Below are 11,469 nucleotides of genomic sequence, written 5' to 3' on the forward strand. Positions count from 1 at the left end.
GCGCCCGGATCGCGGCCTTCACCGCAGGCTGACAAACCGCCTCTGCCCGCCGCGCCGCGGGCCCGGCGGCTGGGGCCCGGCGGCCCGGGTGCGGCAATGTAAATATTCTTCACATGAGGTCTTGAAAGACCCGCCCCAAGCGCGCATCTTCGCCATGTGAAAGACATTCACATGCCATCGCAGCAAGGGAGATACCGCCGATGCACTCGCCTTACGCCGCCCCGGGGCTTGCCCGATCCGGCGGCCTTCTCTCCTGGCCGCGCCGGGCCGAAGCCTGGCTTGACCGCCGCGGCCGTGCCGCCTGGATCGTCGCCATGGTCCTGGGCTTCATGGTCTTCTGGCCGATCGGCCTGTTCCTGGTCCTTTACATCACCATCACCCATCGCTGGAGCCAAGACATGTTCGGACACAGCTGCCGCACCCGCCGCGGAATGCCCCAAGACCCCACCCGCGACGCCAGCCGTGACTGGGCGCGCGAGCGCGGCTTCGGCCGCGGCTGGGGCAGCGCCGCGTTCCGCCCCTCGGGCAATGCGGCCTTCGACGATTACAAGACCCAGACCCTGCGCCGGCTGGAAGACGAGCAAGAGGCCTTTGAAGGCTTCCTGCAGCGCCTGCGCGCGGCCAAGGACAAGACCGAGTTCGACGCCTTCATGGAGGAACGCGCCCGGGTGAACCGCGAAAGCGCAGAAACGGCCGAGGCGCCCGAGGCGCCCGGCGCCGAAGATCCGCGCCGCGGCGCCTATTAAGCGCAAAAGCCGCGGCCGTCGCTTCCCCGTACCCACCTCGTGACGGCCGCAGCCGCACTCCGCCCCCGCGCGGAGTGCGGTTTTTTCTGTCCGACCGGGGATTTCTGCGCGCCGGGCCAAGCTGGTCCTTGGCGGATGGCCCGGGCCTTGCTAGGCTTCGCTTCGTCCCTATCTGATCCCAGACATGCGCCACACGCTTCCCATCGCCCCGCAATTCTACGTGACGGCTCCGCAGGCCTGCCCCTATCTTGACGGGCGGACCGAGCGGAAACTGTTCACGGCATTGCAGGGGGAACATGCCCAGAAGCTGAACGATGCGCTGTCGAAGCAGGGCTTCCGGCGCAGCCAGAACGTGTTGTACCGGCCCTCCTGCGCGGAATGCTCGGCCTGCCTGTCGGCGCGGATCCGGGTTGCGGATTTCCAGCCCAACCGCAGCCAGAAGCGGATCCTGAAGAAAAACGCAGCACTGCGCCGCAACGCGACCTCCCCTTGGGCGACCGAGGAACAGTTCCAGCTGTTCCGCCGCTATCTGGACAGCCGGCATGCCGATGGCGGCATGGCCGACATGGACATCTTCGAATTCGCCGCGATGATCGAAGAGACGCCGATCAAAAGCCGGGTCATCGAATATACCCGCCCCCCGCGTGAGGGCGAGCGGGGCCGGCCGCTGGTCGCCGTCTGCCTGACCGATGTCTTCGATGACGGGCTGTCGATGGTCTACAGCTTCTACGATCCCGACATGGCGGCCAACAGCCTGGGCACGCAGGTGATCCTTGACCATGTCGCCATCGCGCGCGAGGCGGGGCTGCCCTTCGTCTACCTGGGCTATTGGGTGCCCGGCAGCCGCAAGATGGGCTACAAGGCCGGCTTCGACGCGCTGGAGATCTACAAGGCCGGCCATTGGCAGCCGATCGGCGATCCGGCCGCGCATCGGGCCGAGCTGCATCCTTTGTCGGTCGATCCGATCGCCGAGCAGGTGGCCCGCATCGCCCTTCCCGAAGCGCGCGGCATCCAGGACCAGACCTGACGCCGGGCTGAGGCGCGCGATTTTCCGTGGCAGCGCCATTGGCGCGGCGTGGTGGCATGGTCGTTTGACCAAATTCGCGGCAGCTGCCCTGCCCAAGGCAGGAAGCGCCCATTTGCGACGCGACGCAAGCCCAGGAATTTCGTTCCGAATTCATACCCTTCTGCGGTTTTCGCCTGCAAAAAGGTGGATTTTCCGCACAGAATTTGTTTCAGTTGACGACAAGGCCAGACATCCGATAATTGGCCAAGTTTTCTTACCGCTTGACAATAAGCCGGCGCGAACCGGCGCATGGGAGGGGAATTGATGCAAGGACTACTGGCGCTTTCGCGCCTGATCGACCGTGTCAATACGGCGATCGGAAAGGCGGTGATGTGGCTCATCCTCGCCTCGATCCTGATTTCAGCCGGCAATGCGGTGATCCGCAAGATTTCACCCCAGCTGGCCTCGAATGCCTGGCTGGAACTGCAATGGTATCTGTTCGGCGCGGCCTTCATGGGGGCGGCGGCCTATACGCTGGCGCAGAACGAACATATCCGCATCGACATCTTCTATGGCGGCCGGTCGCGGCGCACCCAGCACTGGATCGACCTGTTCGGTCACATCTTCTTCCTGATGCCCTTCGTGGTGCTGATGTCGTGGATGCTGGTGCCCTATGCCTGGCAGGCCTACAAGATCCACCAGATCTCGACCAATGCCGGCGGGCTGCTGATCTGGCCGGCGCGCGCCATTCTGGCGGCCGGGTTCATCCTGCTGGTCATCCAGGGGATTTCCGAAATCATCAAGAAAATCGCGGTGATGCAGGGGCTGATCGAAGACCCCCATCCCTTCATCTCGGCGCATGAGGCGGCCGAGCTGGAAGGCGCGGAACTGGCCAAGGCGGTTGCCGAACTGAACGAGGGACGCCGCAAATGATTGAACTCATCGCGCAGAACATGGCGCCGATCATGTTCGCCTCGCTGGTGGTGTTCCTGCTGCTGGGCTATCCGGTCGCCTTCTCGCTGGCCGCCAACGGGCTGATGTTCTTTGCCATCGCCGTCTGGCTGGCCCCTGCCTCAAGCCATTCGATCACCCTGGACTGGCCGCTTCTCTTCACCATGCCACAAAGGCTTTGGGGGGTGATGTCGAACGAGATCTATCTGGCCATCCCCTTCTTCACCTTCATGGGGATCGTGCTGGAACGGTCCGGCATGGCCGAAGACCTGCTGGACACGATCGGCCAGCTGTTCGGGCCGATCCGCGGCGGGCTGGCCTATGCGGTGATCATCGTCGGCGCGGTTCTGGCCGCCACCACCGGCGTTGTTGCCGCATCGGTCATCGCCATGGGGTTGATCTCGCTGCCGATCATGCTGCGGTATGGCTATGACCGCCGCGTCGCCTCGGGCGTGATCGCCGCCTCGGGCACGCTGGCGCAGATCATCCCGCCCTCGCTGGTGCTGATCGTGCTGGCCGACCAGCTGGGCCGGTCGGTGGGCGACATGTACAAGGGCGCGATGATCCCGGGCCTGGTGCTGACCGGGCTGTACATGCTGTACGTCTTCATTGTCTCGCTGGTGCGGCCGAACTGGGTGCCGGCGCTGCCGCCCGAGGCTCGGACGCTGGGCTCGGGCGTGATGTCGCTGTTCGTGGCGCTGATCGCCTGCGTCGCCATCGGCTATGGCGCGCATGTCTGGCTTTACCCGACCCACGGCGCCAATGCCGACATCCTGGGCGCGGCGGTGGGCATTCTGGCGATCTATGCCTGGGCCGTCATCGACAAGGCGTTGAAGATCAACACCATGTCGCGGCTGGCCCAGCAGGTGATCATCGTGTTGATCCCGCCGATGGCGCTGATCTTCCTGGTCCTTGGCACCATCTTCCTGGGCATCGCCACGCCGACCGAGGGCGGCGCGATGGGGGCTGTTGGCGCCATGCTGCTGGCGGCGATGAAGCGGCGGCTGAACATGGCCGTCGTCACCCAGGCGCTGGCCTCGACCACGCGGCTGTCGGCCTTCGTGATCTTCATCATCCTGGGCGCGCGGGTCTTCTCGCTGACCTTCTACGGGGTGAACGGCCATATCTGGGTCGAGCATCTGCTGACGTCGCTGCCGGGCGGGCAGCTGGGCTTCCTGATCGTCGTGTCGATCCTGGTCTTCCTGCTGGCCTTCTTCCTGGATTTCTTCGAACTGGCCTTCATCATCGTGCCACTGCTGGTGGCGCCCGCCCAGGCGCTGGGCATCGACCTGATCTGGTTCGGGGTGATCCTGGGGGTGAACATGCAGACCTCGTTCATGCACCCGCCCTTCGGCTTTGCGCTGTTCTACCTGCGGTCGGTCGCGCCGCGCGGCACCTATGAGGACAAGGTGACCAAGCAGAAGATCGCGGGGGTCACCACGGGGCAGATCTACTGGGGCGCCACGCCTTTCGTGGTGATCCAGGTGATCATGATCGGCGTGGTCATCGCCTTCCCGCAGATGGTGATGCATTACAAGGGCGTGGTGGTCGACCCCTCGACCATCGAGATCAAGGTGCCCACCCTGCAGCCGATGGCGCCGGCAGGCACCACCACCGCCCCTGCCCCCGCCCCCGGCGGATTGCCCGGCCTGCCCGGCCTGCCGAACCTGGGCGCGCCGACCGTGCCCGGCGGGGCGGCCGCGCCCGATGCCGGTACGGCGCCTGCCCCCGCCCCGGCCGAGGGCGGCGGCCTGCAGGGGCTGCCGACGCTGGCGCCGCCGAAGATCACGCCCTGATCTTTCGCGCTTCGCAGGAAACAGGCCCGGCTGCTCAGGCGCCGGGCCTTTTTCCTGCCTGCACCTTGGGCCGGCCAAATGCAAAAGGCCCCGGAATCGCTTCCGGGGCCTTCGCGTGATCCTTTGGCCTGGCTTACAGCTTGCCGGCCTGCTGCTGCGCCATCATGAACACGTCGTAATTGTATTCGGCGATCTGCGCGTTCAGATAGGCATCCTTGCGGAACGCGTCCTGCGAGGCCTTGATCTTGGCGAACATCGGGTTCGAGGCCGACACTTCGGCATAGACCTCGTTCGCCGCCTCGAAAGCCGCCGACAGCACGTCCTGCGGCAGCGGGCGCAGCTGGGCGCCATTGGCCACCAGCGACTTCAGCGCCGTCGGGTTCTTCCAGTCGTAATTGGCCAGCATGTCCATATTCGCGACCACGCAGCCCGCCTGCAGCGCCGCCTGATAGGCTTTCGGCAGCTCGTTCCACTTGTCGAGATTGATCATCGTGGCGATGGCCGGACCACCTTCCCACCAGCCGGGATAGTAGTAGTAGGGCGCGACCTTGTAGAAGCCCAGCTTCTCGTCGTCATAGGGGCCGACCCATTCGGTGCCGTCGATCGTGCCCTTTTCCAGCGCCGGATAGATGTCGCCGCCGGCGATCTGCTGCGGCACCACGCCCAGCTTCTCGATCACCTTGCCGGCGAAACCGCCGATGCGCATCTTCAGGCCCTTCAGATCCTCGACCGAGTTGATTTCCTTCTTGTACCAGCCCGCCATCTGCACGCCGGTATTGCCGGCCGGGAAGGCGATCAGGTTCTGGGTGGCGTAGAATTCGTTCATCATCTCGATGCCGCCGCCATGGTAGAACCAGGCATTGGTCATCCGCGCGTTCAGCCCGAAGGGCACGGCGGCGCCCAGCGCATAGGTCGGGTCCTTGCCCCAGAAGTAATAGGGCACGGTATGGCAGGCCTCGACCGTGCCCGAAGACACCGCATCGGCGGCTTCCAGGCCGGGAACCAGTTCGCCCGCGGGGAAGACCTGCAGGGTGAATTTGCCATCGGTCATGTCGCTGACCGTCTTGGCCATCACATCGGCGGCGCCGAAGATCGTATCCAGCGATTTCGGGAAGGACGAGGTCACACGCCAGGTGACCGTGGGGTTGTCCTGGGCAATGGCCGGGGCGGCCAGCACCGAAGCGCCCGCGGCAGCCGTGCCGCCCAGCGCCGCTTTCGTCAGAAAGCTACGACGATCCATAGATTCTCCTCCACTTTCTTTTGGCCCGCACTCCCGCCGGGCATTGTTTCTGAGCCGAGCCTAACGGGCGGAATCCCAGTTGCAAATCCCTTTCTTGGCGTCATCCCGGGGGCTGGTAAGGTTTTCTTACCAGCTTTCGCGCGCCCGGCGGCGGCCAGGCGGCAGAGCCGGCAAGACAAGGATTTTCCGGCACTTAACTGCCCAATCGCCGGGCAATGGCACAGGAATCGATCGCCGCTTCCGCGGCCGCCCCGGCCGCCCGCGGGCCCGGTCGCGCCAAGGCCGGAGGCCTGGCCACGCCCCGGGGGTACCAGCCCCCGCACCGGGCCAGAGTCGCCCCCGAAGCGACCGGATCTTTGCGGAAGTTGCCCTTCGGACCAGATCAACGCAAGATAAGTACAAAATTCCGGGTCACGGCGACATTTTTCATGCGCTTTTGCAGTTGACGCTGCACGCGCCCCGCACTAGTGTCCGCCGCGATGAGCCAAAGGGGCTGAAAATGGTCGGCATTCTTGTACTTGGGGGTGAATGGCGCATGGGCCGGTAACGGCAGGACCATGATGGTTTCCCATGCGCCCCCGGTCGACTCCCGGGGGCTTTTTGTTGCGCGAGGCGGAAGGAAAGAGACGGAAATGGCACGTCAGACGGATGCGCAGATGAGCGGCGCGAAGATGGTGGTTCAGGCGCTGAAGGATCAGGGCGTCGAGGTGGTCTTCGGCTATCCCGGCGGCGCGGTCCTGCCGATCTATGACGAGATCTTCCTGCAAAACGACATCCGTCACATTCTTGTCCGCCATGAACAGGGTGCCGTGCATATGGCCGAAGGCTATGCGCGCTCGACCGGCAAGCCGGGCGTCGCGCTGGTGACCTCGGGTCCCGGCGCCACCAATGCGGTGACCGGCCTGACCGATGCCTTGATGGATTCGATCCCGATCATCGTGCTGACCGGCCAGGTCCCGACCTTCATGATCGGCACCGATGGCTTCCAGGAAGCCGATACCGTCGGCATCACCCGCCCCTGCACCAAGATGAACTGGCTGGTGAAGGATACGGCGAAACTTTCGGAAACCATCCATCAGGCCTTCCATGTCGCCACGGCGGGCCGCCCGGGCCCGGTGCTGATCGACATTCCGAAGGATGTGCAATTCGCCACCGCGACCTATACGCCGCCCGAAAAGCTGAAGCCCAGCCATTACCAGCCCAGGGTGAAGGGCGATGTCGAGGCGATCACCCGGCTGGTCGAGCTGATGGAACAGGCCGAGCGGCCGATCTTCTATACCGGCGGCGGCGTGATCAACTCGGGCCGTGCGGCCAGCCAGTTGCTGTGCGAGCTGATTGATGCCTCGGGCATTCCGGTCACCTCGACGCTGATGGGTCTGGGCGCCTATCCGGCCTCGGGCAAGAACTGGCTGGGCATGCTGGGCATGCATGGTCTGTACGAGGCCAATCTGGCCATGCATGGCTGCGACCTGATGATCAATATCGGCGCGCGCTTCGACGACCGGATCACCGGCCGCGTCAAGGATTTCTCGCCCCGTTCGGTCAAGGCCCATATCGACATCGACCCCTCGTCGATCAACAAGGTCATCCATGTCGACATCCCGATCCTGGGCGATGTCGGCCATGTGCTGGAAGACCTGCTGCGGATCTGGAAATCGCGCGGCCGCAAGGTCAACAAGGACGGTCTGGCCAAATGGTGGGCGCAGATCAATGAATGGAAGCGCGTCGATTGCCTGGCCTATGAGGGTTCGGAAAAGGTGATCAAGCCGCAATATGCGCTGCAGCGGCTGGAAGCCCTGACCAAGGGCATGGACCGCTACATCACCACCGAAGTGGGCCAGCACCAGATGTGGGCCGCGCAGTTCCTGGGCTTTGACGAGCCGAACCGCTGGATGACAAGCGGCGGGCTGGGGACGATGGGCTATGGCCTGCCCGCCAGTATCGGCGTGCAGATCGCCCATCCCGAGGCGCTGGTCATCAACGTGGCGGGCGAGGCGTCCTGGCTGATGAACATGCAGGAAATGGGCACGGCGATGCAGTTCCGCGCCCCGGTGAAGCAGTTCATCCTGAACAATGAACGGCTGGGCATGGTGCGCCAGTGGCAGGAATTGCTGCATGGCGAGCGCTATTCGCAATCCTGGAGCGAAAGCCTGCCCGATTTCGTGAAACTGGCCGAGGCTTTCGGCTGCAAGGGCATCAAGGTCTCGGACCCCAAGGATCTCGACGACGCGATCCTGGAAATGATCCGCTATGACGGGCCGGTGATCTTCGATTGCCTGGTCGAGAAGCACGAGAACTGCTTCCCGATGATCCCGAGCGGAAAGCCGCATAACGAGATGCTGCTGTCGGCCGATGCCAACGCGTTCAAATCGGGCGCGGTTCTGGTGTGATGTGTCGGACCGGGGGTTTTGCACCCCCGGACCCCCGCAGGATATTTATACAGAGAGGAAGGCACATGTCCGCCTTGAACATCAAGAAGGGTGCGACCAGCCATTCGGCCTATGACCTACGCGACAGTCATTCCGAGGTCGAGGAAAGCCATACGCTGGCGGTGATCGTCGAGAATGAGCCGGGCGTTCTGGCGCGCGTGATCGGGCTGTTTTCGGGCCGGGGCTACAATATCGACAGCCTGACCGTGGCCGAGGTGGACCATACCGGCCACCGCTCGCGCATCACCGTGGTCACCCGCGGCACGCCCGCCGTGATCGACCAGATCGAGGCGCAGCTGTCGCGCATGGTGCCGGTGCATGAGGTGCATGACCTGACCGCCGAGGGCCCGAGCGTGCAGCGCGAACTGGCGCTGTTCAAAGTGGCGGGCAAGGGCGACGCGCGGATCGAGGCGCTGCGCCTGGCCGAGATCTTCCGCGCCAATGTGGTGGATTCGACGCTGGAAAGCTTTGTCTTCGAAATCACCGGCGCGCCCGAGAAGGTGGATGCCTTCGCCGAATTGCTGCGCCCGCTGGGTCTGAAGGAAATCGCCCGCACTGGCATCGCCGCCCTGTCGCGCGGCGCCTGAGGGCGGCGGGATCCGGCGCCGGACGCCCTAACGCCGCCGGCTCAGCCGTTCCTCGACCCGGCCCTTGACCAGCCAGGCGACCGCGAAGGCCCAGATCGCGATCGCCTCGAACCACAGGACCAGCATGCCCTGGTTCACCACCGCCTGCGGCCCCTCTGGCCCGCGGATCTTGAACCACGAGGCCACGATCACCAGGACGGTCATGGCCACGATCACCCAGCCGCAGGCGCGGTAGATGCGACGGCGCAGCGGCTTGGCCGTGCGGGCGAATTTGCGCAGGCACATCGCCGCCAGGGCCGACAGGAAGGTGATGGCGCAGAAGTAATGCGCGAAGGCCGCCAGCTTGTAACCCAGCGCCTGCTGGGTGATCGAGCCCAGAAGATTGGCATTCATCCGCGTCTCGTTCGGGAAATAGGCCACGCCGAAGGCCGCGATTCCGGCCAGGGTGGTGATCAGATCGTCCGAGACATGTTCGCCTTGCGCGGGAGAATGGCCCGGATAGGTGATCAGGAACAGCCCGATCGCCGTCAGCACCCCCACGAAAGCATCGCGCATCAGCGTATGGTAATAGTCGCTGATCGACGGCTCGACCGCGCCCTGGCTGGCCCAGCCGCCCAGGATCAGGATCAGCGGCAGCGCGATCCCCAGCCAGCCCAGCATCTTGCGCGTCCGGTAATAGGCGCGCACCACATCGTCGCGGTGCTGTTCGGCCATGCCCCTGTTCCCCGTCGAAATTTCCGGGGGGCATTATGCAATGCGATCAGGCGCCGGTGAAGCGGGGCGGGCGCTTTTCCAGAAAGGCCGCCACGCCTTCGCGGAAATCGGCGCTGGCGCCGCATTGGCCCTGCAGCCGCGCCTCCAGCGCCAGCGCACCGGGCAGATCAAGGTCGAAACTGCCGCGCAGCGCCTGTTTCAAGGCGCCATAGGCCTGCGTCGGACCCTTGGCCAGATGGTCCGCCCGCGCGGCGATCTGGGCCTCAAAGCCCTCATCCGGCACGGCTTCCCAGATCATCCCCCAGTCCGCGGCCTGGCGGGCGCTGATCTTCTCGGCGAAAAGGGCGGCCCCCATGGCGCGGGCCAGCCCGATCTGCCGCGGCAGCCAATGCGTGCCGCCGGCATCGGGGATCAGGCCGATGCGGGTGAAGGCCTGGATGAAGCTGGCGCTTTCGGCCGCGATCACCACATCGCAGGCCAGCGCCAGATTGGCCCCTGCCCCGGCCGCCGCCCCGTTCACCGCGGCAATCACCGGCACCGGGCAATCGGTGATCCGGCGCAGAAGCGGCACATATTCCTCGTTCAGGACCCGCTCGAAATCCACAGCGCCGATATCCTGCGCATCCTGCAGATCCTGGCCCGAGCAGAAGGCGCGGCCCGTGCCCGTCAGCACGATCACCCGCGCCCGCCCCGCCACGGCATCGAAGGCCGCGATCAGCTCGTGCCGCATCTGCGAGGACAGCGCATTCATCACCTGCGGCCGGTTCATCGCCAGTGTGGCGATCCCCCCCTGTTCCTGCAGCGCAATCGTCTCATATGCCATGGCAGCCTCCCTTTGCGGCAAGCCTAGCAAGCCGCACAGGGCCGCACAGCGCAGACGCTGCGTCAGTCCTTCAGCAATTCCTTCAACCGCGCCTCTTCGGCGGCCGAAAGCCCGGGGTCGGCGGGCCCGGGGCGGCGGCGCAGGGCGGCAAGGGCGATGCCGCCGCCGACAAGCAGCATGGCGGGCCCGGCCAGCCAGAGGATCAGGTTCGAGCCCGAGGCGCGCGGGTTGAACAGCACGAATTCGCCGTAGCGGTCGACGATGAAATCCACCACTTCGGCATCGCTGTCGCCCGCCATCAGCCTTTCGCGGATGATCAGCCGCAGATCGCGGCTGATCGCGGCATTGCTGTCGTCGATCGTCTCGCCCTGGCAGACCGGGCAGCGGATATCGCGCGAGATCGCCCGCGCCCGTGCCTCCAGCGCCGGATCGGCCAGGATCTCGTCGGGCTGCACCGCCAGCGCGGGGGCGGCGGCCAGCAGCACCAGGGCCAGCACATAGGCGGCCGCACCGCCCGTTGCGCGCGCAAATCCGGTCATTCCGCGGGCACCCCTTGCGGGGCCGCGCGCCGGGCACCGGCCGCGACGCGATAGCGCCGGTCGGTCAGGCTGAGAAGCCCGCCCAGCGCCATCAGCCCCGCCCCGATCCACAGCCACGAGGCGAAGGGCTCGATATAGGCGCGGACCGCCCAGCCGCCGCCCTGTTGCGGATCGCCGATCACCAGATACAGGTCGCGCAGCAAGGTCTGGTGGATCGCCGCCTCGGTCGTGGGCATGGCCTGAACCGGATAGAAGCGCTTTTCGGGGAACATCACCGCCACATCGGCGCCGCCGCGGGTCACCAGCATTTCGGCCTTGGTGGTGCGGTAATTCGGCCCCGGCTCGTCATGCACGTCTTTCAGGGTGATCGCATAGGGGCCCAGATCGAAGGTTTCGCCCAGCTGCGCCACGCGGATCGTCTCGACCTTCCAGGCATGCATCGCGGCCACGGCGAAGATCATCACCCCCAGGCCCGCATGGGCGCTGGCCTTGCCCCAATCGGCCCGCGGCAGCCGGGCCAGCCGGCCCAGCCGGTTCTTGCCCCGGCCGGTGCGCGACCACAGATCCAGCGCCGCGCCGAAGACGACCCAGGCCCCCAGCGCCACGCCGCCAAAGGCCATGGTCTGGTAGATCGCCAG

11 protein-coding genes are annotated in these 11,469 nt (G+C 65.5%); 6 read left to right on the top strand and 5 right to left on the bottom strand.

The window, feature by feature from the left end; genetic code table 11:
- The first annotated feature begins 314 nt into the window (after positions 1 to 314).
- From K1Y73_RS19680 to K1Y73_RS19695, 4 genes are all read left to right on the top strand, one after another.
- On the top strand, positions 315 to 746 hold the full coding sequence (locus K1Y73_RS19680; protein WP_451923589.1) for a DUF2852 domain-containing protein: 432 nt from the start codon (positions 315 to 317) through the stop codon (positions 744 to 746).
- A 184-nt stretch (positions 747 to 930) separates the two neighbouring features.
- Positions 931 to 1,773 (top strand): arginyltransferase, encoded by an 843-nt coding sequence (locus K1Y73_RS19685; RefSeq protein ID WP_225030003.1) that lies wholly within the window; start codon positions 931 to 933, stop codon positions 1,771 to 1,773.
- 303 nt (positions 1,774 to 2,076) lie between these two features.
- Complete coding sequence (locus K1Y73_RS19690) at positions 2,077 to 2,685, top strand: TRAP transporter small permease subunit (protein WP_225030004.1); 609 nt, start codon at positions 2,077 to 2,079, stop codon at positions 2,683 to 2,685.
- Positions 2,682 to 4,499, top strand: coding sequence for a TRAP transporter large permease (locus tag K1Y73_RS19695; protein WP_225030005.1), 1,818 nt, complete (start codon positions 2,682 to 2,684; stop codon positions 4,497 to 4,499). Before K1Y73_RS19690 ends, K1Y73_RS19695 begins: the two co-directional genes overlap by 4 nt.
- 133 nt (positions 4,500 to 4,632) lie before the next feature.
- Here K1Y73_RS19695 and K1Y73_RS19700 read toward each other — a convergent pair whose 3' ends face one another.
- Positions 4,633 to 5,739, bottom strand: coding sequence for a TRAP transporter substrate-binding protein (locus K1Y73_RS19700; protein ID WP_225030006.1), 1,107 nt, complete (start codon positions 5,737 to 5,739; stop codon positions 4,633 to 4,635).
- A 632-nt stretch (positions 5,740 to 6,371) separates the two neighbouring features.
- Here K1Y73_RS19700 and K1Y73_RS19705 point away from each other — a divergent pair.
- A complete protein-coding gene (locus tag K1Y73_RS19705) occupies positions 6,372 to 8,129 on the top strand; it encodes an acetolactate synthase 3 large subunit (protein WP_225030007.1) in 1,758 nt (585 codons plus the stop codon).
- Between the two features lie 65 nt (positions 8,130 to 8,194).
- Positions 8,195 to 8,755, top strand: coding sequence for an acetolactate synthase small subunit (gene ilvN / locus K1Y73_RS19710; protein ID WP_225030008.1), 561 nt, complete (start codon positions 8,195 to 8,197; stop codon positions 8,753 to 8,755).
- Between the two features lie 27 nt (positions 8,756 to 8,782).
- Here ilvN and K1Y73_RS19715 read toward each other — a convergent pair whose 3' ends face one another.
- The 4 genes from K1Y73_RS19715 to K1Y73_RS19730 form a co-directional block, all read right to left on the bottom strand.
- Positions 8,783 to 9,469 carry a hypothetical protein gene (locus K1Y73_RS19715; RefSeq protein WP_225030009.1) on the bottom strand — a complete coding sequence of 229 codons (687 nt, stop codon included), beginning with the start codon at positions 9,467 to 9,469 and terminating at the stop codon, positions 8,783 to 8,785.
- Between the two features lie 46 nt (positions 9,470 to 9,515).
- On the bottom strand, positions 9,516 to 10,292 hold the full coding sequence (locus K1Y73_RS19720; protein WP_225030010.1) for an enoyl-CoA hydratase-related protein: 777 nt from the start codon (positions 10,290 to 10,292) through the stop codon (positions 9,516 to 9,518).
- A 62-nt stretch (positions 10,293 to 10,354) separates the two neighbouring features.
- The gene (locus tag K1Y73_RS19725) at positions 10,355 to 10,831 is read right to left on the bottom strand and encodes a cytochrome c-type biogenesis protein (protein WP_225030011.1); all 477 of its coding nucleotides are present in this window, start codon (positions 10,829 to 10,831) and stop codon (positions 10,355 to 10,357) included.
- Positions 10,828 to 11,469, bottom strand: a 642-nt coding sequence (locus K1Y73_RS19730) for a cytochrome c-type biogenesis CcmF C-terminal domain-containing protein (protein WP_318248262.1), incomplete at its 5' end; no start/stop codon positions are given. The genes K1Y73_RS19730 and K1Y73_RS19725, both read right to left, overlap by 4 nt.

It is taken from the genome of Xinfangfangia pollutisoli, from assembly GCF_020179405.1.
In the GTDB taxonomy this organism is placed as follows: Bacteria; Pseudomonadota; Alphaproteobacteria; order Rhodobacterales; family Rhodobacteraceae; genus Pseudogemmobacter; species Pseudogemmobacter pollutisoli.

Excerpts from the sequence above, each read along its gene's own strand:
- K1Y73_RS19680 (WP_451923589.1), top strand. The coding sequence starts at position 315 with ATGGTCCTGGGCTTCATGGTCTTCTGGCCGATCGGCCTGTTCCTGGTC.
- K1Y73_RS19685 (WP_225030003.1), top strand. The coding sequence starts at position 931 with ATGCGCCACACGCTTCCCATCGCCCCGCAATTCTACGTGACGGCTCCG.
- K1Y73_RS19690 (WP_225030004.1), top strand. The coding sequence starts at position 2,077 with ATGCAAGGACTACTGGCGCTTTCGCGCCTGATCGACCGTGTCAATACG.
- K1Y73_RS19695 (WP_225030005.1), top strand. The coding sequence starts at position 2,682 with ATGATTGAACTCATCGCGCAGAACATGGCGCCGATCATGTTCGCCTCG.
- K1Y73_RS19700 (WP_225030006.1), bottom strand. The coding sequence starts at position 5,739 with ATGGATCGTCGTAGCTTTCTGACGAAAGCGGCGCTGGGCGGCACGGCT.
- K1Y73_RS19705 (WP_225030007.1), top strand. The coding sequence starts at position 6,372 with ATGGCACGTCAGACGGATGCGCAGATGAGCGGCGCGAAGATGGTGGTT.
- ilvN (WP_225030008.1), top strand. The coding sequence starts at position 8,195 with ATGTCCGCCTTGAACATCAAGAAGGGTGCGACCAGCCATTCGGCCTAT.
- K1Y73_RS19715 (WP_225030009.1), bottom strand. The coding sequence starts at position 9,469 with ATGGCCGAACAGCACCGCGACGATGTGGTGCGCGCCTATTACCGGACG.
- K1Y73_RS19720 (WP_225030010.1), bottom strand. The coding sequence starts at position 10,292 with ATGGCATATGAGACGATTGCGCTGCAGGAACAGGGGGGGATCGCCACA.
- K1Y73_RS19725 (WP_225030011.1), bottom strand. The coding sequence starts at position 10,831 with ATGACCGGATTTGCGCGCGCAACGGGCGGTGCGGCCGCCTATGTGCTG.